Origin of the sequence: Phycicoccus duodecadis (genome assembly GCF_002846495.1) — a bacterium.
GTDB lineage: Bacteria > Actinomycetota > Actinomycetes > Actinomycetales > Dermatophilaceae > Phycicoccus > Phycicoccus duodecadis.
Genome location: NZ_PJNE01000001.1, coordinates 1026243 through 1050632, shown reverse-complemented (window position 1 = coordinate 1050632; position 24390 = coordinate 1026243). Strand labels below are relative to the sequence as shown.

General features: G+C 73.2%; 28 protein-coding genes. 19 read left to right on the top strand and 9 right to left on the bottom strand.

All coding sequences use genetic code 11. The annotated features are described in order from the left end of the window. The first annotated feature begins 31 nt into the window (after positions 1 to 31). Together ATL31_RS04820 and ATL31_RS04815 are read left to right on the top strand one after the other, a co-directional pair. Positions 32 to 346: an EthD family reductase gene (locus ATL31_RS04820; RefSeq protein WP_101394779.1), complete on the top strand. Its 315-nt coding sequence runs from the start codon at positions 32 to 34 to the stop codon at positions 344 to 346. Between the two features lie 188 nt (positions 347 to 534). Next, positions 535 to 1521, top strand: coding sequence for an LLM class flavin-dependent oxidoreductase (locus ATL31_RS04815; protein WP_101394778.1), 987 nt, complete (start codon positions 535 to 537; stop codon positions 1519 to 1521). Positions 1522 to 1596: 75 nt separating this feature from the next. Here ATL31_RS04815 and ATL31_RS04810 read toward each other — a convergent pair whose 3' ends face one another. Then, positions 1597 to 2784, bottom strand: coding sequence for a cellulase family glycosylhydrolase (locus ATL31_RS04810; RefSeq protein ID WP_101394777.1), 1188 nt, complete (start codon positions 2782 to 2784; stop codon positions 1597 to 1599). Between the two features lie 244 nt (positions 2785 to 3028). Here ATL31_RS04810 and ATL31_RS17055 point away from each other — a divergent pair, with 244 nt between their 5' ends. The 7 genes from ATL31_RS17055 to ATL31_RS04780 all read left to right on the top strand — a co-directional run bounded on the left by ATL31_RS17055 (position 3029) and on the right by ATL31_RS04780 (position 8899). Then, positions 3029 to 3160, top strand: a complete 132-nt coding sequence (locus ATL31_RS17055; protein ID WP_281256253.1) for a hypothetical protein — start codon at positions 3029 to 3031, stop codon at positions 3158 to 3160. Beyond that, the gene (locus ATL31_RS04805) at positions 3157 to 4299 is read left to right on the top strand and encodes a N(5)-(carboxyethyl)ornithine synthase (RefSeq protein WP_101394776.1); all 1143 of its coding nucleotides are present in this window, start codon (positions 3157 to 3159) and stop codon (positions 4297 to 4299) included. Before ATL31_RS17055 ends, ATL31_RS04805 begins: the two co-directional genes overlap by 4 nt. 92 nt (positions 4300 to 4391) lie before the next feature. Then, positions 4392 to 4682 (top strand): hypothetical protein, encoded by a 291-nt coding sequence (locus ATL31_RS04800; protein WP_101394775.1) that lies wholly within the window; start codon positions 4392 to 4394, stop codon positions 4680 to 4682. After that, positions 4646 to 5860 (top strand): HNH endonuclease signature motif containing protein, encoded by a 1215-nt coding sequence (locus ATL31_RS04795; RefSeq protein ID WP_101394774.1) that lies wholly within the window; start codon positions 4646 to 4648, stop codon positions 5858 to 5860. Before ATL31_RS04800 ends, ATL31_RS04795 begins: the two co-directional genes overlap by 37 nt. Before the next feature lie 116 nt (positions 5861 to 5976). Continuing rightward, positions 5977 to 7050 carry an HpcH/HpaI aldolase/citrate lyase family protein gene (locus tag ATL31_RS04790; RefSeq protein WP_101394773.1) on the top strand — a complete coding sequence of 358 codons (1074 nt, stop codon included), beginning with the start codon at positions 5977 to 5979 and terminating at the stop codon, positions 7048 to 7050. Beyond that, the gene (locus ATL31_RS04785) at positions 7047 to 7913 is read left to right on the top strand and encodes an HpcH/HpaI aldolase/citrate lyase family protein (RefSeq protein ID WP_101394772.1); all 867 of its coding nucleotides are present in this window, start codon (positions 7047 to 7049) and stop codon (positions 7911 to 7913) included. Before ATL31_RS04790 ends, ATL31_RS04785 begins: the two co-directional genes overlap by 4 nt. Before the next feature lie 275 nt (positions 7914 to 8188). Beyond that, positions 8189 to 8899 carry a peptidoglycan-binding protein gene (locus tag ATL31_RS04780; protein WP_245861933.1) on the top strand — a complete coding sequence of 237 codons (711 nt, stop codon included), beginning with the start codon at positions 8189 to 8191 and terminating at the stop codon, positions 8897 to 8899. A 16-nt stretch (positions 8900 to 8915) separates the two neighbouring features. Here the strand turns inward: ATL31_RS04780 and ATL31_RS04775 are convergent, their stop codons facing one another. Both ATL31_RS04775 and ATL31_RS04770 read right to left on the bottom strand, forming a co-directional pair. After that, positions 8916 to 9959: a Gfo/Idh/MocA family protein gene (locus ATL31_RS04775; RefSeq protein WP_101394770.1), complete on the bottom strand. Its 1044-nt coding sequence runs from the start codon at positions 9957 to 9959 to the stop codon at positions 8916 to 8918. Between the two features lie 16 nt (positions 9960 to 9975). Further along, on the bottom strand, positions 9976 to 10830 hold the full coding sequence (locus ATL31_RS04770) for a serine protein kinase RIO (RefSeq protein ID WP_245861930.1): 855 nt from the start codon (positions 10828 to 10830) through the stop codon (positions 9976 to 9978). Between the two features lie 277 nt (positions 10831 to 11107). On the opposite strand from ATL31_RS04770, the gene ATL31_RS04765 reads away from it, so the two are divergent. The 3 genes from ATL31_RS04765 (at position 11108) to ATL31_RS04755 (ending at position 13742) form a co-directional block, all read left to right on the top strand. Then, a complete protein-coding gene (locus tag ATL31_RS04765) occupies positions 11108 to 12304 on the top strand; it encodes an acyl-CoA dehydrogenase family protein (RefSeq protein ID WP_101394768.1) in 1197 nt (398 codons plus the stop codon). A 71-nt stretch (positions 12305 to 12375) separates the two neighbouring features. Further along, positions 12376 to 12972, top strand: coding sequence for a YflT domain-containing protein (locus ATL31_RS04760; protein ID WP_101394767.1), 597 nt, complete (start codon positions 12376 to 12378; stop codon positions 12970 to 12972). 26 nt (positions 12973 to 12998) lie between these two features. Beyond that, the gene (locus tag ATL31_RS04755) at positions 12999 to 13742 is read left to right on the top strand and encodes a PIG-L deacetylase family protein (RefSeq protein WP_101394766.1); all 744 of its coding nucleotides are present in this window, start codon (positions 12999 to 13001) and stop codon (positions 13740 to 13742) included. A gap of 116 nt (positions 13743 to 13858) precedes the next feature. Here ATL31_RS04755 and ATL31_RS04750 read toward each other — a convergent pair whose 3' ends face one another. Both ATL31_RS04750 and glpK read right to left on the bottom strand, forming a co-directional pair. Further along, entirely contained in the window at positions 13859 to 15346 is a 1488-nt protein-coding gene (locus ATL31_RS04750; protein ID WP_101394765.1) for an aminopeptidase P family protein, read from the bottom strand. An 85-nt stretch (positions 15347 to 15431) separates the two neighbouring features. After that, on the bottom strand, positions 15432 to 16943 hold the full coding sequence (gene glpK, locus ATL31_RS04745) for a glycerol kinase GlpK (protein WP_101394764.1): 1512 nt from the start codon (positions 16941 to 16943) through the stop codon (positions 15432 to 15434). Between the two features lie 163 nt (positions 16944 to 17106). On the opposite strand from glpK, the gene ATL31_RS04740 reads away from it, so the two are divergent. Together ATL31_RS04740 and ATL31_RS04735 are read left to right on the top strand one after the other, a co-directional pair. Continuing rightward, positions 17107 to 18024, top strand: coding sequence for a type IV toxin-antitoxin system AbiEi family antitoxin domain-containing protein (locus ATL31_RS04740; RefSeq protein ID WP_101394763.1), 918 nt, complete (start codon positions 17107 to 17109; stop codon positions 18022 to 18024). Between the two features lie 200 nt (positions 18025 to 18224). Further along, positions 18225 to 18764 (top strand): MaoC family dehydratase, encoded by a 540-nt coding sequence (locus ATL31_RS04735; RefSeq protein WP_101394762.1) that lies wholly within the window; start codon positions 18225 to 18227, stop codon positions 18762 to 18764. Positions 18765 to 18768: 4 nt separating this feature from the next. Here ATL31_RS04735 and ATL31_RS04730 read toward each other — a convergent pair whose 3' ends face one another. Then, positions 18769 to 18954, bottom strand: a complete 186-nt coding sequence (locus ATL31_RS04730) for a hypothetical protein (RefSeq protein WP_143598318.1) — start codon at positions 18952 to 18954, stop codon at positions 18769 to 18771. A 146-nt stretch (positions 18955 to 19100) separates the two neighbouring features. On the opposite strand from ATL31_RS04730, the gene ATL31_RS04725 reads away from it, so the two are divergent. The 3 genes from ATL31_RS04725 to purU are packed head-to-tail and all read left to right on the top strand — an operon-like array spanning position 19101 to position 21468. Next, a complete protein-coding gene (locus ATL31_RS04725; RefSeq protein ID WP_101394760.1) occupies positions 19101 to 19946 on the top strand; it encodes a PHP domain-containing protein in 846 nt (281 codons plus the stop codon). Beyond that, positions 19943 to 20569 (top strand): MarC family protein, encoded by a 627-nt coding sequence (locus tag ATL31_RS04720; RefSeq protein WP_101394759.1) that lies wholly within the window; start codon positions 19943 to 19945, stop codon positions 20567 to 20569. The genes ATL31_RS04725 and ATL31_RS04720 overlap by 4 nt, the downstream gene beginning before the upstream one ends. 47 nt (positions 20570 to 20616) lie before the next feature. Continuing rightward, positions 20617 to 21468, top strand: a complete 852-nt coding sequence (gene purU, locus ATL31_RS04715; RefSeq protein ID WP_101394758.1) for a formyltetrahydrofolate deformylase — start codon at positions 20617 to 20619, stop codon at positions 21466 to 21468. Here purU and ATL31_RS04710 read toward each other — a convergent pair. Continuing rightward, positions 21461 to 21910: a hypothetical protein gene (locus ATL31_RS04710; RefSeq protein ID WP_101394757.1), complete on the bottom strand. Its 450-nt coding sequence runs from the start codon at positions 21908 to 21910 to the stop codon at positions 21461 to 21463. The two genes, purU and ATL31_RS04710, sit on opposite strands and share 8 nt — an antisense overlap. Before the next feature lie 77 nt (positions 21911 to 21987). Between ATL31_RS04710 and ATL31_RS04705 the strand changes: the two genes are divergently transcribed. Continuing rightward, the gene (locus ATL31_RS04705; protein ID WP_101394756.1) at positions 21988 to 22428 is read left to right on the top strand and encodes a hypothetical protein; all 441 of its coding nucleotides are present in this window, start codon (positions 21988 to 21990) and stop codon (positions 22426 to 22428) included. On the opposite strand, the gene ATL31_RS04700 is transcribed toward ATL31_RS04705, so the two are convergent. Further along, complete coding sequence (locus tag ATL31_RS04700) at positions 22400 to 22981, bottom strand: CGNR zinc finger domain-containing protein (protein WP_101394755.1); 582 nt, start codon at positions 22979 to 22981, stop codon at positions 22400 to 22402. The two genes, ATL31_RS04705 and ATL31_RS04700, sit on opposite strands and share 29 nt — an antisense overlap. 47 nt (positions 22982 to 23028) lie before the next feature. Between ATL31_RS04700 and ATL31_RS04695 the strand changes: the two genes are divergently transcribed. Beyond that, complete coding sequence (locus tag ATL31_RS04695; protein ID WP_101394754.1) at positions 23029 to 24186, top strand: MFS transporter; 1158 nt, start codon at positions 23029 to 23031, stop codon at positions 24184 to 24186. Here ATL31_RS04695 and ATL31_RS04690 read toward each other — a convergent pair. Continuing rightward, entirely contained in the window at positions 24162 to 24386 is a 225-nt protein-coding gene (locus ATL31_RS04690; RefSeq protein ID WP_101394753.1) for a hypothetical protein, read from the bottom strand. The two genes, ATL31_RS04695 and ATL31_RS04690, sit on opposite strands and share 25 nt — an antisense overlap. Between the last annotated feature and the right edge of the window lie 4 nt (positions 24387 to 24390).

The following is a 24390-nucleotide window of genomic DNA, read 5'->3' as shown; positions in this document are numbered from 1 at the left end:
GGTGCGCACCCCGCGAAGGAGTTCGACGACGATGTCCAGCACCCTGTTCGCCTGCTACCGCGAGCCCGATGACCCTGCCGCGTTCGACCGGCACTACGACGAGGTACACCGCGGTCTCGCCCTCGCCCTCCCCGGGCTGCGCTCGTTCACCGGGACGCACCCGACGGCGGGCCCCGACGGCGCCGCGCCCGCGTACTACTTCATCGCGGTGCTCACCTTCGACGACGACGCCGCCCTCGGCGCCGCGCTCTCGGGCCCGGAGGGGCAGGCGGCCGTGGCGGACCTGCCGAACTTCGCCGGCGCGGGCGTCGACCTGATGACCGGCCCCACGGCCACCTACTCCTGACCGTGCCCGGGGCCCGGGGGAGGGAGGCCGCCCCGCCCCCGGGCCCCGTTGAGCAAACCATGAGACGGCGACCCCTTGTCACCGGGCCCGCACCTTGGGTTGGCTGATCGCAACGGTCGGAGCGGACCTCGTCCCCGGGGTCCACCGGGCCGGCCGGGCCCACGACCTCGTGAGGAGATGTGTGATCGATGAAGCTCGCCCTCTACCTGCCCACCTTCCGTGACCATGTGACGGTCCAGGAGCTGGCCGACCTGACCGACCTGGCCGAGGAGCTCGAGTTCGACTCGGTGTGGACCCTCGACCGGATCATCGTGCCGGAGGCCTCCGACCGCGGAGAGCTGCAGTACCCCTTCGGCATGATGGAGCAGTTCCCCCTGCAGATGCCGGTGTCCTCCAAGGGCAAGTGGTTCCAGGGCTGGCCGCTGCTGCCCTGGCTCGCCGCCCGGACCGAGAAGGTGCGCATCGGCATGAGCATCACCGACACCCCGTACCGCTCGCCGGGTGTCTTCGCGGCCGAGTGCGCCACCATCGACCACCTCTCGAACGGGCGGCTCAACGTCGGGGTCGGGGCGGGCTGGATGCCGGAGGAGTTCGCCGCCGCCAGCGCCACGCACCTCTTCCCGCGCCGGCACGCCCACGTGCGCGAGACCATCGAGATCTGCCAGGGCATCTGGCAGAACGAGATCTTCGAGTACCACGGTGAGTTCGCCGACTTCGGCCCGTCCGGCTTCGGCCACCAGCCCCTGCAGAAGCCCGGGCCGCCGATCTTCTTCAGCGGCCTGAAGGACCCCAAGCGCTCGGCCCGCCGGGTGGCCAAGTACGGCCTGGCCGGCTGGATCGGCATCCAGGACACCCCCCGCGAGCTCGCCGAGTGGCGCGCCGCGATCGCCGAGGAGCTCGAGGCCCTCGGCAAGTCGATCGACGACCTCGAGATGAGCAGCATGATCTGGTTCACCATCACCGACACCGAGGTCGACCAGACCGACAACCGCAAGCTCACGAACATCCTGGTCGGCACCGAGCAGCAGATCACCGACCGGCTCAAGAGCTACCAGGAGGCCGGGCTGACCATGCCGCTGCTCTGGCCGCCCTTCGCCGACGTCCCGGTGTCGAAGACCCTCGACGACCTCAAGCGGCTGAAGAACGACATCATGCCGAAGGTCGAGGCCTCCTGACCCGAGCCCCGGCCATCCCCCCGGTCACGCGGGTGGGCGACGCGACCACGCTCGCCCACCCGCGTCCGTGGTGGGTCAGGGCAGGCTCAGCGCCAGGTTCGCCGCCTGGAGGGCGGCGAAGGCGGGCTTGCGCGACCAGTCGGTGCGCACCAGGCCGTAGTGGTCCTGCTGCACGTTGCCGAGGGCGGTGTCCCGCACGGTGTACCAGAACAGCGCGGTGACCTGCGGGTACTGGCTGTTCACCAGGGTGTACATCTGGGTCAGGTAGTCGGCCTGGACGGCGTCGCTCACGCCGCGGTTCCAGTTCTCGACACCGGTCCAGTTGGTGTGAGTCGACCAGCCGAGCTCGGTGAGCCACACCGGCGTGGTGTCGCCGTTGCGGGCCATGACGTCCATGTAGGTCTTCATGTTTGCGACGGTCCACTTGGTGCCGTCCCAGGGCGCGAGCGGCGACTGGTCGGCGATCGCGGGGTAGGGGTGGAACGCGTTGACGTCGTAGCTGCCCTTGACGCCCGCGTCGTACATCTGCTGCAGGAAAGCGGTGTCGGAGTACTCGAGGCCACCCATCACCACGAGGGTGTCGGGGTTGCCGGCCTTGATCGCGGGGTAGGCCGCCTGGAGCAGTCGGGTGTAGGCGACGGGGTCGGCCGGGTTCCAGAACCGGGCCCCGTTCTGCTCGTTCCAGACCTCGATGGCCTTGACCTTGCCCTTGTAGCGCGCGGCGACCCACTGGGCGGCCCGGGCGTAGGCGGCCGGGTCGGGGTGGGCGGCCTTGCCGGTGCCCACCGTGGCCCACTCGGGGGCCCAGTAGAGGGTCAGCAGGACGTCGAGGCCGGCGTCGGTGGCGTTGGCCACGGCGCGGTCGACCATGGGGACACCCCAGCCGAGGTCGTACGAGCCGGGCCCGGTGGGCTGGAGGGTGGCCCAGGCGACGTCGAGTCGAGCCCAGCGGGAGCCCGACTGGGCGATCGCCGCGGCCATCGACTTCTGGTCGGCGTCCGTCACCCCCTGCCACATCGCGGTGTACTGCACCCCCGAGGCGAGCCGCGCGGTGCGGGTCGTCGTCGGCAGGGTGTTCGGGACCGGGGTGGTCGTCGACGGCGTCGTGGTGGTCGTCGGAGCCGGCTTCGCGGTGGTCGTCGCCGTGCGCGAGAGGTACTTGCGCGCGTTGTCGGAGATGGGACGGGCGGACGTCGGAGCGGCGCCCAGGGCGAGGAGGAGGCAGCACGACAGGGTCGCGGCCAGCCAGGTGATGGCCTTCATGGGAGTCTTTCGGTAGGACCGATGGTCGTCAGGTCCCTGCGCGCACATCTTCTCCGGCCGCCGTTCGCCCGCAGCGGTTTCGGCGAAACATCCACCGAACGGACGAACCGGGCCCCGAACGTCGCGCCCGGCCCGGCCGGATGACGTACGACGGCCCGAGGTCCGGGTCGCCGTGGGCCCGGCGCGCGAGGGCGTACTGTCGGGGTACGGAGCCGTCCAGGCTTCCCTCTCAGAGAGTTCCCCCATGGCCGACAAGTCGCCGCGGAACAGCATGTCCAAGAAGTCCGGGAAGTCCATCAAGGAGAAGCGCGCCGAGAAGCGCAACGGCGCGGAGGCCACGCTCTCCGACGCGATCCACCCGCCGAAGAAGAAGTGAGCCTGCTGGGGCTCGGTGTCATCGGGTCCTCGGCCAAGGAGAACGAGTACCGGCTGCCGCTCCACCCGGAGCACCTGCCGGCGCTCGACGCCGACCTGCGCGCGCGCATCACGCTCGAGCACGGGTACGGTGCCCGCTTCGGCGCCTCCGACGCCTCGCTGGCGCCGCACGTGGCGGGCTTCGCCTCGCGCCAGGAGATCCTGGCCGGGTCCGACGTGGTGCTGCTGCCCAAGCCGCAGCACGAGGACGTCGCGGCGCTCGGGCCGGGGCAGGTGCTGTGGGGCTGGCCGCACTGCGTCCAGGATGCCGCGCTGACCCAGCTCGCCATCGACCGGGGGCTCACCCTCATCGCCTTCGAGGCCATGAACCACTGGACCCGCGACGGCAGCGTCGGGCTGCACGTGTTCCACAAGAACAACGAGCTGGCCGGGTACTGCTCGGTGCTGCACGCGCTCCAGCTCGCCGGGCTGACCGGCGACTACGGGCGCCGGCTGAGCGCCGTCGTCATCGGGTTCGGGGCCACGGCCCGGGGCGCGGTGACCGCGCTGAACGCCCACGGGGTGCACGAGGTCGCGGTACTCACCAACCGCCAGGTCGCCGCCGTCGGCTCGCCGATCCACTCGGTGCGCATCCGCCAGTTCGACCACGAGCCGGGTGGGGCCGCGCTGAGCCATGTGGTGACCGAGCGGGGGCGCGAGCCGCTGCCGGCCTACCTGGCGGAGAACGACATCGTCGTCAACTGCACGCTGCAGGACACCTCGGCGCCGCTGGTGTACCTGCGCACGTCCGACCTCGACGCCTTCCGGCCCGGCAGCGTCGTCGTCGACGTCTCGTGCGACCTCGGGATGGGGTTCGAGTGGGCGCGCCCGACCTCGTTCGACGAGCCGACGTTCGTGGTGGGCCCGAACGTCCTCTACTACGGGGTCGACCACAGCCCGTCGTACCTGTGGAGCTCTGCTACGTGGGAGAACAGCACTGCGCTCATCCCGTTCCTGCGCCCGGTGCTCGAGGGCAGCGCGTCCTGGGACGCCGACGAGACGCTCCGCCGGGCCATCGAGATCCGTGACGGGGCGGTGGTCAACCCCGCCATCCTGGCCTTCCAGGGGCGCTCGGCGGAGGCTCCGTTCGCGGTGTGCTGAGACTCGCCGCGACATCGAAAACGATTGCGCTGCAGACGAACACCTGTGGGTAGTTGCTTGCATCCGAACGTGTGTTCGGGTATCCATGCTCCATGGACAGGGGGCAGCTCAGCAGCCGTATCGCGGCCGCGCGTGCGGAGGTCGCGGCGCTGGGGCGTGCGCTGGTCGAGCACGGCCGCGGGCTGGATGCCGCCGAGTGTTACGAGCTGGCCGGTGAGGCGCAGAAGCTGGCGAACGCCGCTGATGGTCTCGTGTCCGTGAGTGCCGCGTTGGGGCTCGGGTCGAGGTGCGACTGTCGGGGGACGGTCCCGTCGAGCGGGTCCACGCCCTCGGGTACGTGGACCAGATGGCGGCGAGCCTGGTCGCGCTCGAAGCGGGCCTGACGGAGGGGCTGGCGGGGCGGAAGGTCCACCTCGGCGCGGCCCTCGGTGAGCGGTTCCCCCTGGTCCGTGACCGGGTCCTCGCGGGGGACGTCCCGGCGGCGACGGCCCACAAGGTGGTCGACTCGTGCGCCGGGCTGGACGTCGAGGCGCGCGGGCGGGTCGATGCCGAGGTGTCGGGCCGGTTGAGTGAGCTGGACCCGGCCCAGGTGACGGCGCACGTGCGTCGGGTGGCTACGCGAGCGGCGGCCGACCAGGTCGCCGCGCAGGTCGCGAAGAGTCGCCGCACCCGGACGGTGGAGGTCCGCCCCGGGCCGGACGGGTTGACCGACGTGTACGCCCTCCTGCCGACGGCGACCGTGGCCGCGGCCTGGGCGGCGACCGAGCAGCTCGCCGGGGAGTACCGCGGCATCGACGACACGCTGACCCTGTCCGAGGCGCGGGCGGATGCGTTCGGGGATCTGTTCCTGCGCAACGTGACGGTCAGTGCCTCGGTCACGCTCGGGGTGCCCGTCGTCACCGACCGACCAGCGCCCGAGCCGGCCATGGTCGAGACCGTCGAGGTGCCCTGGGGCGACGACGACACGGTCATCGATGCCTACACCGGGGAGGAGACCCGCTTCGGCGACCTCCCGCCGGAGGCGCAGCGCCTGTTCGAGACCACGACGATGACCGTCGACCCGGACCTGCGCGCGATCCCCATGGCCCAGGTCACACCCGGGTTCGCCGTCTCCGGCACGCAGTTGCCCGGCCTCGGCTGGGTCGACGCCGCCACCGTCGCCAACCTCCTCAAGGTCCTCCCGATGGACGTCGCGGGGGCCGTGCTGGACGCCGAGACCGGCACCCTGGCCTCCCTGACCACCAGCGCCTACCGACCGAACAAGGCGATGCGGGACTTCGTCACCACCCGGGACGGGACCTGCCGGATGTGGGGGTGCTCGAGACGGGCGGAGTACACCGACCTCGACCACACCAGACCCTGGCCCGGGGGCGTCACCTCACCGACCGACCTGGCGTGCCTCTGCCGACGGCACCACCGGCTGAAGCAACAAGGCCGCTGGCGCCCCACCCTCGACCCCGACGGCACCCTCACCTGGACCTCGCCCTCCGGCACGCGCCGCGGCACCGAGCCGGCCCACCGCGTCGCTGCCTCCGCCCCACCCGACGTGCCTCCTTTCTGACCGCCGACGCTGTCCGGGCGCGGGATGGGTCACACCGTGACCTGGCTCATGCGCCCGCGCGCGTCGCCGCTGCTAGCGTCCGACGCGACCCCGCACCCGCCTCGGAAGGCCGCTCGATGCGCAGCGCCAAGGACTTCTTCGCCCCTCTCGCCGTCGGTGCCCCGGACCCGGTGCGCGAGGTGCCGGCCCGCCCGAGCCGGATGATCCACTTCTTCGACCCGAGCAACCCGAAGATGGCCGCCAAGGTGCCCGACCTGGTCGGCACCGTCGACGTGCTGCTCGGCAATCTCGAGGACGCCGTCAAGGCCGACAACAAGGAGGCCGCGCGCCGAGGGCTGGTCGACATCGCGAAGGTCACCGACGTCGGCGAGCACACCCAGCTCTGGACCCGGGTGAACGCGCTCGACAGCCCCTGGGTGCTCGACGACCTGACCACCCTGGTCACCGAGATCGGCGACCGCCTCGACGTCGTGATGGTGCCCAAGGTCCAGGGCCCCGAGGACATCCACTACGTCGACCGCCTGCTGGCCCAGCTCGAGGCCAGGGCCGGCCTGCGCCGGCCGATCCTGGTGCACGCCATCCTCGAGACCGCCCGCGGCATGGCCAACGTCGAGGAGATCGCCGGCGCGAGCCCCCGCATGCAGGGCATCAGCCTCGGCCCCGCCGACCTCGCCGCCGACCGCCGGATGAAGACCACGCGCGTGGGCGGGGGCCACCCCGGCTACCTGGTGCGCCAGGACCCGACCGACGGCGACGTCCAGGGCCCGCGCGCCACCTACCAACAGGACCTCTGGCATTACACGATCGCCCGGATGGTCGACGCCTGCGCGATGCACGGGATCCTCCCGTACTACGGCCCCTTCGGGGACATCCAGGACGTCGTCGCGTGCGAGGACCAGTTCCGCAACGCCTTCCTCCTCGGCTGTGTCGGCACCTGGACCCTGCACCCGGTGCAGATCGCCATCGCCAAGAAGGTCTTCAGCCCCAGCGCCCACGACGTCGCCCACGCCCGGCGGGTGAAGGAGGCCATGGGCGACGGCACCGGCGCCGTGATGCTGGACGGGAAGATGGAGGACGACGCCAGCCTCAAGCAGTGCCTCGTCATCCTCGAGCTCGCTGACCGGCTGAGCGCGAACGACCCCGAGCTGGCCGCTCTCTACGCCCCGGCCGAGGGGGACGGCCCGGCATGAGCGAGCCCTACCGCCCCCGGCGCTCGGTGCTCTACATGCCGGGCAGCAACGAGCGGGCCCTCGAGAAGGCGAAGACCCTGCCGGTCGACGGGCTGATCCTCGACCTCGAGGACGCCGTCGCCCCCGACGCCAAGCCGGGCGCTCGCGAGAACGTCTGCGCGGCAGCGGCGTCCAGCGCGTACGGCCAGCGCGAGGTCACCATCCGGGTCAACGCCGCCGGCACTCCGTGGCACGACGCCGACCTCGAGGCAGCCTGCGCCGCGGGCCCCGACGGCATCGTGGTGCCCAAGGTGGGCTCGGCCGACGAGGTCCGTTCGCTGGTGGCTGCGATGGAGCGCCACGGCGCCCCCGACCGCACCCGGCTGTGGGCGATGGTCGAGACGCCCGGGGCCGTCCTCGACGCGCGCGCCATCGCCGCCGCGTCCGACCGGCTGGCCGTCCTGGTGCTCGGCACCAACGACCTCGTCAAGGAGCTGCGGGCCCGCTTCGTCGCCGGCCGTGCCCCCTTGCTGACCTCGCTGTCCCTCGTGGTCCTGGCCGCCCGCGAGGCGGGGGTGGCCGTCCTCGACGGGGTCTACAACGACGTCGTGGACCTCGAGGGGTTCGAGGCCGAGTGCCGTCAGGGCGTCGACCTGGGCTTCGACGGCAAGACCCTGATCCACCCGGGGCAGGTCGAGCCCTGCAACCGGGCCTTCGCGCCGAGCCAGGCCGAGGTCGAGGACGCGCGGGGCGTCGTCGCGGCCTGGGCAGCGGCTCGCGGCCGTGGCGTGGTCACCCACGACGGCCGGATGGTCGAGAACCTCCACGTCGAGGTGGCGCAGCGGGTCCTGGCGGTCGACGAGGCCGTGCGGTCCCGTTCCTGACCGCAGGCTGTGCGTCGGGCAACGATGCGGTCACGGCAGGCGTGTCGATGTGGTCGCTCCGGGCCCTATGGCGTCCCCTGGAAGGGATGCGACCCTCCAGCCTCCACCCGTCCGCCCTTGCCGCACTGGCCGCCCTCGCGGCGGTGACGGCGTTGTCCGGGTGCGCCCAGGCCGGGGTGTGGGGTGGGGCCGTGGGCGGCCCAGCGGCACCGGCGGCGGCCTCGCCCTCCCCGAGCCCCGCGCGCACGACGCCGAGCGTGAGTCCCACGCCGAGCGTGAGCCCGACGCCGAGCGTGAGTCCCACGCCGAGCGCGAGCCCGACGCCCACCACGCCGGCGGTCCCCGCTCCGAGCACGACGCCCTCGAGCACCGCGGCCGCCACCCCCCGCCCGCTGGAGGCGCTGCGCTACGGGGACAGCGGGCCCGAGGTCCTCGCGGTCCAGCAGCGCCTCACCACGCTCGGCTACTGGCTGGGCCCGGCCGACGGGAACTTCGGCGCGCTGACCCAGCAGGCCGTCTTCGCCCTCCAGAAGTCCGCCGGCCTGTCGCGGGACGGCATCGTCGGACCGAAGACCCGCGCTGCCCTGACCGCCGGCACCCGCCCACGGGCCACGCTCTCCGGCAACGGGATCGAGATCGACCTGGAGCGGCAGGTCCTCATGGTCGTGCGCCAGGGGGCACCGACGGTCATCCTCAACACCTCGACGGGCAGCGGTGAGCAGTACACGTCGAAGGGCCACACCTCCACCGCGTACACGCCCACGGGCACGTTCACGGTCTTCCGCCAGGTCGACGGCCAGGACGACAGTGACCTCGGTTCGCTCTGGCGCCCCAAGTACTTCTACCGGGGATGGGCGGTGCACGGCTCGCCGAGCATCCCGCCGTACCCGGCGTCGCACGGCTGCGCCCGGCTGAGCAACGCCGCGATCGACATGATCTGGGCCGAGGGCCTCATGCCCATCGGGTCACGCGTCCTGGTGCACTGACCGCCGGACGGCGGCCCTACTCGCCGGGGTAGACGACCCCGACCTGCCGGCGCACCTCGTCCATCACGGCCATGACCCGGCGGGTGGCCTCCCAGGGCACCGGGCCCGGCTCGGTGCGCCCCTCGGCCACGGCCCGCGCCGCCTCGGCGATCTCGTACCGGAAGCCGTGCTCGGGGTGCTGGGGCTGCATCGTGTCGAGCACGGTGCCGTCGGGCGCCACGAGGCGCACCGTGGTGGCGGCCCCGTAGAAGAAGCCGGGCCCGGTGAGCTCGAGGCGGCCCCTGGTACCCGCGGCCAGCGCCTGGCACGGCGTGGCGGCGGCCATCGTGGACGTCATCCGGGCCAGGGCCGGCCCGACCAGCCCCGTGACGCCCACGCTCACGTCGACACCCTCGTCGCTGAGCGTCCCGCGAGCGGCGACCCCGCCCAGCTCGCCGAGCAGGTGGTCGGCGAACGCGATGGGGTAGACCCCGAGGTCGAGCAGCGACCCGCCCGCCAGGGCCGGGTCCGAGAGCCGCTGGGGCCCGTCGGGCCAGAGGAGCTGGCCGTGGTCGGCCTGCACCAGCACCAGGTCGCCGACGGTGCCGGCCTCGACCGTGCGGCGCACGACGTCGTACTGCGGCAGGTAGCGGCTCCACATCGCCTCGCCCGCGAACAGGCCGGCCGCCCGCGCGGCGTCGAGGACCTCGTCGGTCTCGGCCAGGCTGCGGGCGAAGGCCTTCTCGACCAGTACCGGCTTGCCGGCGGCCAGCGCCAGCAGGGCATGCTCGTGGTGCTCGCTGTGCGGGGTGGCCACGTAGACCGCGTCCACGCCGTCGTCGGCGACCAGCGCCTCGTAGGAGCCGTGGCTGCGCGCGGCACCGTGGCGGCGCGCGAACCCGCTGGCCCGGTCGGCCGAGCGTGAGCCCACGGCCACCACCTCGCCGCGGGTGCCGGCGCGGACCGCGGCGGCGAAGGTGTGGGCGATGCCCCCCGGGCCGAGGACGCCCCAGCGCAGCGGCGGGGCGTCCATCGGGTCGGGGACCGTCGAGGGGGCGAGGCGCTGCGGCGTCGTCGGCATGCGAGAGACCCTACGGTCAGAAGCGGCTCGTCGCCTCGGCGACCAGATCCGCGACCAGCTCGCCCGGGTCGACCTCCAGGCCCCGTCTCCGGAACCACGTGACCATCGTCGTGGCGTCGCGCTCCAGGAACTCGAAGCCCTGCGGGTTGCCGATGACGTCGACCACTTGCGGCCAGTCGATGATGACCAGCCGACCGTCGTGCACGAGCACGTTGTAGGGGCTGAGGTCGCCGTGGGTCCAGCCGTGCCGGGCCAGCGTGAGCAGGCTGGTGCGCAGCTGGTCGTAGAGGTCGGCCAGCTCGGCCGGCGTGGGCCGCACCGACACCAGGCGCGGGGCCGCCACCGGAGTTCCGCCGGCGGTGTCGCCGACGAACTCCATCAGCATCTCCGTCTCGTCGAGCTGCACCGGGTAGGGGACCGGTAGGTCGAGCGCCCAGAGGGCCGCCAGGGCGCCGAACTCGGCGGCCGCCCACTGGCCGCCGATGACCTGCTTGCCGAAGTCGGTGCGCTTGGCCATGGCCCGCATCTCGCGGCTGCGCCGGACGCGGCGGCCCTCGAGGTAGCCGGCGTCGCGGTGGAAGAGGCGGTGCTCGCCGCTGCGGTACCGCTTCGCGGCCAGGGTCACGGCCCGGTCGGTGCCCGGCAGCCAGCGCCGCAGCACGTGGACGTCGGCCTCCTTGCCGGTCTTGAGGACGCCGAGGTCGGCGTCGACCGCGCCGAGCTCGGTGATGACCCAGGCGGGGCGGGGTCTCGGCCCGTGGGTGGCGCCGTCCCAGGAGGACCAGCGCTCGCCCTCGGGCGGGGCGTCAGGTGAGGTGTCGGTGGAGAAGGCGGCCTGTCGGGCCGGGAGGTGGAACGGCTGGTGTGCCAAGGGAGTGCTCCTGTGCGAGGAAGGGGATCGGGACCGGGGAACGGCCCGGGACAGTCGTGGACATGTCGGCCTCCTCCTTCGCTCGGTGGCGCGGGACATCGCGCGCGTGACGGGCCTAGCGTGCCCGCACCACCGCAGCTGCGCCAGCGGATTTCCGAACCCGCCGGCGCGTGGGGCGAGTCACACGGTGCGCGGCCTCACACGAACGGCCCCCTCGCGCCCGGCCCCGGCACACTGGCATCGACACCCCGACCCACCCGAAGGCGGCGATCTGCGCATGTCCCGACTCCAGACCACCGACGGCCTCACCGAGGAGCAGCACGAGCTCGTCAAGCTGGTGCGCGAGTTCGTCGACGAGCAGATCCTGCCGGTGGCCACCGAGCTCGAGCACAAGGACGAGTACCCCACCGACATCGTCGAGGGGATGAAGGAGATGGGGATCTTCGGGCTGATGATCCCCGAGGAGTACGGCGGGCTCGGGGAGTCGCTGCTGACCTACGCGCTCGTGGTCGAGGAGATCGCGCGCGGCTGGATGAGCGTCAGCGGCATCATCAACACCCACTTCATCGTCGCGTACCTGATCCTCCAGCACGGCACCGACGAGCAGAAGCAGCGCTACCTGCCGCGGATGGCCACCGGGGAGGTGCGCGGGGCGTTCTCGATGAGCGAGCCCGGGCTCGGCTCCGACGTGGCCGCCATCCGCACCAAGGCCGTGCGCGAGGGCGAGGAGTGGGTCATCACCGGCCAGAAGATGTGGCTGACCAACGGCGGCTCGGCCAACCTCGTGGCGGTCCTCGTGCGCAGCGACCTCGGCGAGAGCGACAGCCCGTACAAGAACATGACGACCTTCCTCATCGACAAGGAGTCGGGCTTCGGCGAGACGGCCCAGGGCGTCACCGTGCCCGGCAAGATCGACAAGATGGGCTACAAGGGCGTCGACACCACCGAGCTGGTCTTCGACGGCCACCGCACCACCGACGCCCAGGTCCTCGGTGGGGTGCCCGGCCAGGGCTTCTACCAGATGATGGACGGCGTCGAGGTGGGCCGGGTGAACGTCGCCGCGCGCGCGTGCGGCCTGTCGATGCGGGCCTTCGAGCTCGGCATCGCCTACAGCCAGCAGCGTGAGACCTTCGGCAAGAAGATCGCCGAGCACCAGGGCATCCTGTTCCGCCTGGCCGACATGGCGACCAAGGTCGAGGCCAGCCACCAGATGATGGTCAAGGCCGCGCGCCTGAAGGACGCCGGCCAGCGCAACGACCTCGAGGCGGGGATGGCCAAGTACCTCGCGTCCGAGAACTGCGCCGACGTGGTGGAGCAGAGCTTCCGCATCCACGGCGGCTACGGGTACTCCAAGGAGTACGAGATCGAGCGGCTCTACCGCGAGGCCCCGATGCTGCTGATCGGTGAGGGCACGGCCGAGATCCAGAAGATGATCATCGGCCGCCGGCTGCTCGAGGACTACAAGGCCCGCTGACGCCGAGGTCCGCCCGGGGTCGTCCAGCGGGCGTCCAGCCGCCTCCCAGCCGATGGTGCGAGGATGGAGCCATGAGCAGCCAGCCGATGCGTCCCGGCCTCCGTGCCGCCCTCTCGCTGGAGTACCCGATGTCGCTCGGGGTCCACGACAGCTACGAGGAGGCCCAGAAGGCCGTCGACTACCTGTCCGACCACGAGTTCCCGGTGCAGGACGTCCTCATCGTCGGTACCGACCTCAAGCAGCTCGAGCGCGTCACCGGCCGCCTCACGCAGGGCCGCGTCATCGGCGCCGGCGCCCTCTCGGGCATGTGGCTCGGCCTGTTCGTCGGGATCATCTTCTCGGTCTTCGACCCCACCGGCCTCAACGTCGCGAGCATCATCGCCACCGTGCTCTTCGGTGCCGTGTTCGGTGCCATCTGGGCCACCGTCGGGTACCGGCTCACCAAGGGCCAGCGCGACTTCACCAGCGTCAGCCAGGTGGTGGCCGCCAAGTACGAGGTGCTGTGCGAGCACAAGCACGTCCAGCGCGGGCGTGAGCTGCTGAGCCAGATGGACCCCATGAAGGCGGCCCAGGAGCAGGTGCGGATCGCCCGCGAGCAGGAGCAGGCGCGGGCCGCCGCCCAGCAGCACCCCAGCGAGCCGCGCCACCCCGCCGACCCCTCGATCTGAGCGCCGCACGGGGCTAGGGTCGGGCCATGCAGCCCGACCGCCCGACGCTCGAACGCTTCGACGAGACCCCGGCCTCGGTCCTGTGCGTAGTCGCGCACCCCGACGACATCGAGTACGGCACGGCGGCCGCGGTGCACCGCTGGGTCGGCGCCGGCGCGCGGGTGACCTACTTCCTGCTGACCAGTGGCGAGGCCGGCATCGACACCATGGATCCCGAGCGGGCCCAGGCCGTCCGCGAGGACGAGGAGCGCGAGAGCGCCCGCCGCGTGGGGGTGGAGACCGTCGAGTTCGGCGGCTGGCCCGACGGGGCGGTCGAGTACGGGCTCGCCCTGCGCAGGGACATCGCGCGCGCCATCCGGCGGCACCGCCCCGAGCTCGTCGTGGCCTCGCACTGGGGCGAGCGCTTCGCCGCGGGCATGCTCAACCAGGCCGACCACCGCGCCGTGGGGCTCGCGACCCTCGACGCCGTCGCCGACGCCGGCAACCGCTGGCTGCACCGCGACCTGCTCGAGGTCGAGGGGCTCGAGCCGTGGGGTGGTGTGAAGGTCATCGCGGTCGGCGCCTCCGACCGGCCCACCCACTTCGTCGACGTGTCGGGGGAGCCGTTCGAGGCGGCCGTGCACTCGCTCGAGGCGCACGAGGCCTACAACCGCGCCCTGCCGGCCGAGTTCCCGGCGCCGCGGGCGCTGCTGCAGATGATCCTCGGCGGGGGCGGCGAGGCGGCCGGGGTCGAGCACGCGCTGCTGCTCGACGTCATCCGCCGCGGCTGACCGCGACCCCCCCTCAGCTTTTCGGGGTCACCCCGAAAAGTGCACCGGGCAAGGGTTGCGAGGCGCTGTCTCGTGCAGGAGCCCTTGTGTCGAGCGGTGTCCGGGGCGGCTCCTCGTCAGGAGCGAGCCCGCGCCACCCAGGCCTCGACCTCGTCGCTGCGACGCGGCATCCCGCCCGAGAGGTTCTCGCAGCCGTCCGCGGTGACGAGCACGTCGTCCTCGATGCGCACGCCGATGCCGCGGAAACGCTCGGGGGCCAAGAGGTCGTCGGCCTTGAAGTACAGGCCGGGCTCGACCGTCAGGACCATCCCGGGCCTCAGCTCGGCGTCCATGTACTCCTCGCGGGTGGCGAGGGCGCAGTCGTGCACGTCGAGGCCGAGGTGGTGCGACGTGCCGTGCACCATCCAGCGGCGGTGGTACTGGCCGTGCTCCTTGTCGAGGGTGTCCTCGACCGAGACGCCCTCGGGTAGGAGCCCCCAGGCGTGCAGGTGCTCGGCGATGACCCGGATGGCGGCGGCGTGCACGTCGGAGAACCTCGCGCCCGGCCTCACGGCTGCGATGCCGGCCTCCTGCGCCGCGTAGACGGCGTCGTAGACCTCGCGCTGGGCGTCGGTGAAGGTGCCGTCGACCGGGACGGTGCGGGTGACGTCGGCGGTGTAGAGGCTGTCGACCTCCACCCCGGCGTCGATGAGGACGAGCTCGCCCGGCGTGACGTCGCCGGTGTTCTTGATCCAGTGCAGGGTGTTGGCGTGGTCGCCGGCCGCGCAGATCGCGTCGTAGCCGACCCCGTTGCCGCGGTGGCGGGCGGTGAGCCCGAAGGTCCCCTCGAGCCAGCGCTCGCCGCGGCCGTTCGCGACGGCGTCGGGGAGCGCCGCGAGCATCGCGTCGAAGCCGGCGTGGGTGGCGTCGACCGCCTCGCGCATCTGCTCGACCTCGTACTCGTCCTTGACCAGGCGGGCCACGGACACCGCGTGCGCGAGGGCGTCGTCCGCCTCCTGGAGGGACTCCTGGGCGGCGCCGTTCTCGACCCGGGCGGCGTCGAGGCGCTCGGTGAGCTCGCGGTCGGCGTCGCGCACGACCCGCACGGTGAGCTCGCCCGCGTCCTTCGCGACGGCGTCGACGAGGCCGTCGACGTGGCGCGCGGTGAGGCCGAGCTCACGCTCGACGTCCTCGACGGACGGTCGCGCGCCGACCCAGAACTCGCCGTAGCGGGCGTCGGCGAAGAACTCGTCGCTGTCACGCTCGGCGAGCGGGCGGAAGTACAGCACCGCCTCGTGGCCGCCGTCGTCGAGGGGCTCGAGGACCAGCACGGCGTCGGGCTCGCGGTCGGCGCCGAGGCCGGTGAGGTAGGCGAACGCGGTGTGCGGCCGGAACACGTAGTCGGTGTCGTTGCTGCGGACCTTGAGGCCGCCCGCGGGCACGACCAGCCGCTGCTTGGGGAAGGCGGCGCTCAGCACCTCGCGACGCGCGGCGGCGTGGGCCGCGGCCGGCGCCGGACCCGTGGTCGTGGGGGTGCGCGGGGCCCAGCCCTCGCGGATGAAGGCCCGCAGCTCGTCGGTGGTCGCCCGGCCCCGGTTGTCGGCCTGCTTCTGCTCTTCGCTCACCCCGCCATGCTGCCACGGTGGGCGGGGCCGGGTCACCGCGGCCGCGCGGGTGTGCGGCGCCTCCGGGTGGGCCAGGGGCGCGGGCTCAGTCCTCCTCCCAGTCGAGCGTGCGCTCGACCGCCTTCTTCCAGCCGCGGTAGCCCTCGCGGCGCTGGTCCTCGCTCCAGCTCGGCTCCCAGCGGCGGTCCTCGGCCCAGTTCTCGCGCAGCTCGTCGGTGCCCGACCAGAACCCGGTCGCCAGCCCGGCCGCGTACGCCGCCCCGAGGGCGGTGGTCTCGGCGACGACGGGCCGCGAGACCGGCACGCCCAGGATGTCGGCCTGGAGCTGCATGCAGAGGCTGTTGGCGGTCACCCCGCCGTCGACCTTCAGGCAGGTCATCTCGACGCCGCTGTCGGCCTCCATCGCCTCGGCCACGTCGCGGGACTGGTAGCAGATGGCCTCCAGGGTCGCCCGCGCCAGGTGGGCGTTGGTGTTGAAGCGCGAGAGCCCGACGATGGCGCCGCGGGCGTCGCTGCGCCAGTACGGCGCGAACAGCCCGCTGAAGGCCGGCACGAAGTAGACCCCGCCGGTGTCCTCGACCTGGGCGGCCAGGCGCTCGACCTCGCTGGCGCCGCTGATGATGCCCAGCTGGTCGCGCAGCCACTGCACCGCGCTGCCCGTGACCGCGATCGAGCCCTCGAGGGCGTACACCGGCTTGGCGTCGCCGAGCTGGTAGGCGACCGTCGTGAGCAGGCCGTTGCGGCTGCGGACGAGCTCCTCGCCGGTGTTCAGCAGCAGGAAGTTGCCGGTGCCGTAGGTGTTCTTGGCCTCCCCGGGCTCGAAGCAGACCTGCCCCACCGTGGCGGCCTGCTGGTCGCCGAGCACGCCCGCGATCGGCACCTTGGCCGTGCGGCGGTCGCCCGAGGTCACGCCGAACGCCTCGGGGTGGCTGCTCGGGTGGATGCTCGGCAGCATCGCGCGCGGGATGCCGAAGAACCCCAGCAGCTCGTCGTCCCAGTCGAGGGTCGTGAGGTCCATCAGCATCGTGCGGCTGGCGTTGGTGACGTCGGTGACGTGCAGGCCGCCGTCGGGACCGCCGGTGAGGTTCCAGACCACCCAGGTGTCGGGGGTGCCGAAGACGGCGTCGCCGCGCTCGGCCGCCGCGCGCAGCCCGTCGACGTTCTCGAGCAGCCACTGGATCTTGCCGCCGGAGAAGTAGGTGGCCGGGGGCAGCCCGGACTTCGCGCGGATGACGTCGCCGCGGCCGTCGGCGTCCAACGCCTTGGCGATCGCGGCGGTGCGGGTGTCCTGCCAGACGATCGCGTTGTGGAAGGGGCGGCCGGTGCGGCGGTCCCACACGATGGCGGTCTCGCGCTGGTTGGTGATGCCGATCGCGGCCAGGTCCGCGCTCGTGATGCCGGCCGAGGTCAGGGCCGAGCCGATGACGCTCTGCGTGCGGTCCCAGATCTCGAGAGGGTTGTGCTCGACCCATCCGGCGCGGGGGAGGACCTGCTCGTGTTCGAGCTGGTGGCGGGCCACCTCCTGGCCGGCATGGTCGAACACCATGAACCGGGTGCTCGTCGTGCCCTGGTCGACCGCGCCGATGAAGTCCGCCATGGCCCGAGCCTATGGCGACGGACCGGAACGGGGCGTGAGCCGGGCGCCGGGGTTGTTGCCACCTGGCGGGGCAGCTGCACCGTCATCGCGCAACAACCCCGCCGTCGCGGCCGCCTGTGGATGACGCGGCGCCGGGGCGCGGCCATCGGGGCACGCTGGGCGGATGGACCGGCTGCTCGCCCTTGCCCGCGCTCGCGGCGGGGTCGTCACGTCCGGGCTCGCCGCGCGGGTCGGCGTCGACGAGCACGGGCTGGTGGCCGCCCGGCGTTCGGGGCTGCTGGTGCGGGTCCGGCGCGATGCGTACGTCGTGGGGGCACTGTGGGCGGCGGCCGGCCCGGAGGAACGCCTCGCCCTGAGGACCCGCGCGGTCCTGCTCAGCCGGCGGGACCCGGTGGCCGCGAGCCACGAGGCCGCGCTGGCCCTGCACGGGCTGCCGTTGGTGTCGCCGCTGGGGTCGACGGTCGACGTGGTCGCCGACGTGTTGAGGACCCGTCGGGGCGGCAGCCTCCACCTCCATCCGCGAGGGCCGGAGCCCGACGTCGTCGTCGACGGTGTCCGCGTCGTCCCGCTCCCGGTCGCCATCGCCCAGGTGGCCCTGCGGAGTGGGCTGCGGCCGGGGGTCGTGGCGCTCGATGCCGCGCTGGCGCGAGGGTCCTGCGACCTCGACGCCCTGCGCGCGGCCCTCGCCCACCGGGCCGTCACCGCCGCCGCTGTCCGACGGGGCGAGGAGCTCGTGACGCTCGGGGATGCGCAGGCCGAGTCGCCGGGCGAGAGCCTGACCCGTCTGCTGCTCCATGACCTCGGGTACCCGGCCCGCTCGCAGGTGGTGGTCCACGACGAGGAGGGGCGTTTCGTGGCCCGAGTCGACCTCCTCGTCCACGGGCGCGTGGTGGTGGAGTTCGACGGTGCCGTGAAGTACGAGGGCGCCGACGGTCGAGCCGCGCTGGTCGCCGAGAAGCGTCGCGAGGACCGCCTGCGGGCGTTGGGCTACACGGTGGTCCGGGTGACCTGGGCCGACCTGCACGATCCGGCGCGGTTCGCACGGCTGGTCCGGCGGGCGTTCGCGGCGGCCGGGGTGTGATGGCCTTGCTGTCGTGTGCGCACCGGCCCGGCGCGGTTGCTGCGTGATGGCGCTGCAGCTGCGTGGCCATCCTGCAACAACCGAGGCACGAGTGCGGTGGGGGCGGTGTGGGGAAGGGCACGCCGCGGCGGGCTGCCGGGGCGCGGGCCCGCGCGGGAGGATGGCGGACGTCGGGCGAGGTCCAGCGAAGGAGACATGACGTGCAGTTCGGGCGCAGCTACGAGGAGTTCGAGGTCGGTGCGACCTACAAGCACTGGCCCGGCAAGACCGTCACCGAGGCCGACGACCACCTGTTCTGCCTGCTGACCATGAACCACCACCCCCTGCACCTCGACGCCCACTACGCGCAGGAGACGACGCAGTTCGGCAAGAACGTCGTCGTCGGCAACTACGTCTACTCGATCCTGCTCGGGATGTCGGTGCCCGACGTCAGCGGCAAGGCCATCGCCAACCTGGAGGTCGAGAGCCTGCGCCACGTCGCGCCGACCTTCCACGGCGACACCCTCTACGGCGAGACCACGGTGCTCGACAAGCGCGAGAGCACCAGCAAGGACGACCGCGGTGTCGTCCACGTCGAGACCGTGGGCTACAACCAGGACGGCACCGTCGTGTGCGTCTTCCGCCGCAAGGTCATGGTGCCCAAGCAGAGCTACCTCGACGCCCGCGGCGGCGAGCAGCCGGGACGCCCGACGCCGGTCCCGGACAAGAACTGGCCGGGGCCGGCGTCGAGCGGAGCGTGACGCCTCACGGCGTCTGGGTCACCGTCCGGCCGCCCTCGGACCAGCCGATGCTGCGGTAGGGCGCGCCCCGGGCGGAGACCGGGCTCGAGAACGTGGCCCAGAGGACCGCGCGGTCGGTCCCCGGAAGCGGCACGACGCTCAGGGCGTGCGTGAGCGTCGCGCCCGGGACCAGCGGCCTGGCTCCCGGCACGGAGCCCGCCGTGGACGCTGCGTCACACGCGGCCCGTCCCCCCGTCATGGTCCCTCCTGGACGACGGTCACACCTGCAGTACGGCAGGGCGCCGGGAAAGGTTGCCGCGCCGCGGCAGGTTCCCGCTGCCCCACTACGCTTCGCCTGTGATCGACCTGCACACCCACTCGAGCGCGAGCGACGGTACGCAGACCCCGGCCGAGCTCGTACGCGCCGGGGTCGCCGCGGGCCTCGACGCCATGGCCGTCACCGACCACGACACCACGCTCGGATGGGACGAGGCCTCGGTCACCGCCCGCGAGGTGGGCCTGGTGCTCGTCCCGGGCATCGAGGTCTCGTGCGCGCGGGGTGCGCAGTGCCTGCACCTGCTGGCGTACCTGCCCGACTCCGCGCATCCGGCCCTGGTGGCCGAGCTCGAGCAGGCCCGCGCGAGCCGTGAGACGCGCCTGGACCGGATGGTCGAGGGCATGGCGGCCGACGGCATCCCCGTCACCGTCGCGTCGGTGCGGGCCGAGGTCGAGGACGGTGCCACCCCCGGCCGCCCCCACATCGCCGACGCCCTGGTGCGCGCGGGGGTGGTCGAGCACCGCGACGAGGCCTTCGCCCGCTGGCTCGGCGACGACAGCCCCTACTACGTCACGCACTACGCGCCCGACCCGGTGCGCGCCGTCGAGGTCGTGCGGGCCGCGGGCGGGGTGCCGGTCGTGGCTCATCCGTTCTCGCGCACCCGCACCGGTGTCGTGGGGCGTGAGCTGGTCGAGGAGCTGGCCGCGGCCGGGCTGGCCGGCCTCGAGGCCCACCACCGCGACCACGACGACGCCGCGGTGCGCGAGCTCGTCGACCTGGCGGGTGCGCTGGGCCTGCTCGTCACCGGCTCCAGTGACTACCACGGCGCCGGCAAGCGCAACCGCCTGGGCGAGAACACCACCGCGCCAGAGGTGCTCGCCGCGATCGAAGCCCAGGCCACCGGCACCGAGGTGGTGCGCCCGTGAGCTGGTTCGACCTCCCCGTCTTCACGACGACCTTCGTCACCCTCACCGTCATCCTCGACCCGCCCGGCGCCATCCCGATCTTCCTCGCGCTCACCGGGCCGCTGACCCCGCAGCAGAAGATCTCGGCCGCCCGGCGCGCCAGCCTGGTCGCGCTCGGGGTCATCGCCTCGTTCGCGGTGTTCGGCCAGCGCATCCTCGACTACCTCGGCATCACGCTGCCCGCGCTGCAGGCGGCCGGCGGCCTGCTGCTGCTCGTCGTGGCGCTGCAGCTGCTCACCGGGTCGGAGTCGGAGTCGCTGGCCGACGCCGGGGTCAACGTCGCGCTGGTGCCGCTGGGGACGCCGCTGCTCGCCGGGCCCGGAGCCATCGTCGCCACCATGCTCGCGGTGCAGCGGGCCGACGGCGCCGGAGGGCTCGTCGCCGTCGGGGCTGCGCTCACCGCCGCGCTGCTCGTGGTCTACCTCGTCTTCCGGTTCGCCTCGCCGCTGGCGCGCTTCCTCAAGGACAGCGGCATCGTGCTGCTGTCGCGCATCGCCGGCCTGCTGCTGTCGGCCATCGCGGTGCAGATGGTCGCCAACGCCGTCATCGCCTTCGTCAACGGCCAGGGCACTCCCGCCCACTGACGCGGACAGCCCCGCAGGGGATCCGTGGCCTTCCGTACGGTGGGGGCGTGCCCGAGTACGTCCTGCTGCTGTCCTGCCCCGACCGTCGCGGGATCGTCGCGACGGTCACCGCCCTGCTGTTCGAGCGTGGCGCGAACATCGAGGAGAGCCAGCAGTTCGACGACGTCGGCACCGACCAGTTCTTCATGCGGATCCGCTACTCGGTGCAGGAGGGGGACCCCGGCGCCGACGGCTGGCGCGCCCTCTTCGCCCCGGTGGCGCAGCAGTACGGCATGGACTGGACCATCCGGGATGCCGCCCGCCCCTACCGGGCCGTGGTGATGGTGAGCCGCTTCGGGCACTGCCTCAACGACCTGCTCTTCCGCTGGCGCTCGGGCGCGCTGAACCTCGACATCCCCGCCGTGGTGTCGAACCACCGCGACCTCGAGCCGCTGGTGGCCTCGTACGGCATCCCGTTCCACCACGTGCCGGTCACGGCCGACACCAAGGCGGAGGCCGAAACCGCCCTGCGGGCCGTGCTGGCCGAGCACGACGTCGACCTCGTCGTCCTGGCCCGCTACATGCAGGTGCTCTCGGACGGTCTGTCGAGCGACCTCGCGGGGCGCGTCATCAACATCCACCACTCGTTCCTGCCCTCGTTCAAGGGCGCCAAGCCCTACCACCAGGCGTTCGAACGGGGCGTGAAGATCATCGGAGCCACCGCGCACTACGTGACGCCGGCGCTCGACGAGGGCCCGATCATCGAGCAGGACGTGGTGCGGGCCGACCACCGGATGACGCCCGAGGACCTCGTGCGGGCCGGCGAGGAGGTCGAGTCGCGGGTGCTCGCGCGCGCAGTCCGCTGGCACTGCGAGTCGCGCATCCTGCTCAACGGCCGGCGCACCGTCGTCTTCAGCTGAGGGCGGAGCTCTCGGGCGTCGCGGCGTGGCCCTCCCGCCCGTGGGTACGCCGGTCCTGCTTCATCTCGGCCTCGAAGACGTGCCGGCGGCCGGCCATGAGCTCATCGCGCGCGGCGCGCTCGTGCTCGCGGAAGCGCGCGTAGTAGCCGTCGTCGTACTCCTCGACGACCTGGAACGACCAGCGGCCCGCCAGGACGTTGCGCCCCACGAGGTCGGTCTCGACGCGGTCGGCGAGCTCGTCGTGGCCGGCCGCCCGCAGCTGGTCGACGGCCTCGCCGAGGGTCAGGTCGGCCGTACCGCACCTGCGGTGGAAGGCGTAGAGGTGGCCGCGGGCCTCCTCGACCACCTCGAGGGCCTCCGAGAGCTTGCCGAGGGCGGCGACGGTGGCGTCGTCGGTGCCGGCGGGGCGGGTGTGGTCGGGGTCGACGGAGTCGTGGGCCATGCCCCCACGCTAGGGCCGCCGGCCACCCCTGTGGAAAACCCGACGGCCACCGGGCCGAGGTTCGACAGGCTGGGGCCATGACCTTCGAGAACCTCCCCGACGGCTGGGACCAGCACCCGCTCGACGACCCCGCCCTGACCGCCGACGTCGTCGACCTCGTGGTCGGCGACGCCGACCGCGAGTCCGGCTGCGTCGGTCTCCTCCTGCTCGACGACCACCGGCGGCTGGTGCAGCCGTGCGTCGTCGGCGACATCCCGCCCGAGGCCGACCCCGCCGACCTCGTCCCCTTCCTCGAGGAGCTCGCCCGGATGGTCGCCTCCGGTGGCGGCGCGGTCGTGTTCGCCCGCGGGCGGCTGGGCTCGGTCCTGCTCACCGACACCGACCGGGCCTGGCACGACGCCGCCGTCCGCGCCTGCCGGGCCGGGGGTGTGCCGCTGGTCGGGGCCTACCTGGCCACCGGGGCCGGGGTGCGGGCCTTCCCGGTGCCGCTCACCGAGCTCGGTGGCCTCGCGTCCTGAGCCGGTGGGCAGCCGCCTTGACGCGGTTCTGGCACCGCAGGGAGCAGAACCGGCGATGCGTGTTGCGCGAGCGGTCGACCCACACCCGGTCGCACTCGGGCGCCGCGCAGACGCCCAGCCGCGAGCCCAGGTCGCCGCCGATCGCCATCGCGAGGCCGGCCGCCAGGCCCGCCGACCAGCCCCGGGCGAAGGTGGTGTCGGGGCCGTGGAAGTGGATCGACCAGCCGCCGTCGTCGTCCCGGTCCAGCTCGGGATGGGCCTGGGTGCGGCGCAGCATGGCGTTGACCAGCCCGGCCGCGGTGTCGTCGTCGCCGGCGTCGAGCGCCTCGAAGACCTGCCGGGCCGCCAGCACCTCGGCGCGCAGGGCTTCGAGCTCGGCGACCGATGGGCGGGGCTCGTACCCGTCGTAGCGCACCACCTCGACCACGGCCCGGCGGAGGTCCGCACCCCACGGGGCCTCGTGCCGGCGTCCGCCGTCGAGGCCGGGGGAGAGAGCGTTGACGAGGCGGACGGTGGCGTCGACGGCACGGTCGACGTGACTGTTGAAACGCATGTCATACGGTACCTAGGGTCGGAGGTGTGTCACTGTTCAATCAGCGTATGTCAGTCATGCAGGTCCTGGTCGCCGCGCGGGTCGTCAACCGGCTCGGGGGCGCCGGGATGGCCTTCCTCGGGGTGCGGATGACCCGTGACCTCGGGGTGTCGCTCCCCACCGCGGGCACCGTGCTCGCCGTCTTCGGCCTGTGCACCATCCCCTCGCGCGTCCTCGGCGGCGTGGTCACGACCCGGTGGGGCCCGCGGGCCGCGCTGGTCGGCGGCCTCGCGGCGGCGGGCGGGGCGCAGGCGGTGGTCGCGGCCGGCGACTCCCTGGCGGTGGTGGCGCTGGGTGTGGTCCTGCTGGGCCTGGCCTACGAGGTGGTCGAGCCGGCCACCTCGACGGCGGTGCTTCTCGGGGTCGAGCCGGAGCGCCGGGCGTCCCGCTTCTCGCTGCTGTGGGCGTGCGTCGCGGTGGCAGGCGTGGTGGCCGGGGTCGTGGCCGCCCTCGTCACGCGGTGGGGCGTGGGCGCCCTCTTCGCCGTCGACGCCGCCACCAGTCTGGGGGCCGCCGCCCTGGTGGCGGTCCTGCTGCCGCGGCTCGCCCCCGCGCGCGGCCGGACCGCCCCGCGACCGTGGCGCGCCGCGCTCGGCGCCCGCCTGCTGGCCTGGACGGCGCTGTGCTCCGTGTCGTGCACGGTCGTCATGCTCGTGGTCCTGATGCTGCCGGTCGCCCTCGACCGCGCGGGGCACCCCCCGTCGGTCGCCGCCCTGCTGATGGCCCTCTCGGCCGCGGCCGCCCTGGTCGGGCAGCGGCTGCTGGCCCGCTGGGAGGCACGGGTGAGGGCATCGGTCGTGCTGGCGGTCGGCTACGGCCTGCTGGGCACGGGCCTGGCCGCGTGGGCCGCCGGAGGGCTGTCGGCGCTGCTGCTGGGCGCGGTGCTCGACGGCGCGGCGAGCAGCCTCGTGGTCGGGACCCAGCAGGCCGTGGCGTCACGCCTGGTCGCCCCCGGGGCCGAGGCGGCGGTGATGACGGTGCAGGGCCTGTCCTGGGGAGTGGCCACGGTGGCGGCACCGCTGCTGGGGGCGGCCCTGCTGGCCCGGGGGCCGGCGGTGCTGTGGCTCAGCGCGGCCGCGGTGTGCCTGGCGCTGGCGGCCGGTCACGCGGCGCCGCGGGGGGCGACCCGGGGCCGGAGGGGTCAGATCTTCGTGAGCCGCGTGTAGGGGCTGACGATGCGGGCCCGCTGGGCTCCGCCGAAGTCGACGACGACCGCCGCCGACTCCTGGGTGATGACGCGGCCGAGGCCGAACTTGTCGTGCGTGACGCGGTCACCCACGGCGAAGCTCTCGATCTCGGGCGCCACACGAGCGCTGAACGGGCTCCTCGCGGAGTACTGGGGCTCGGAGGCTCGTCGCTGTGTCACCCCC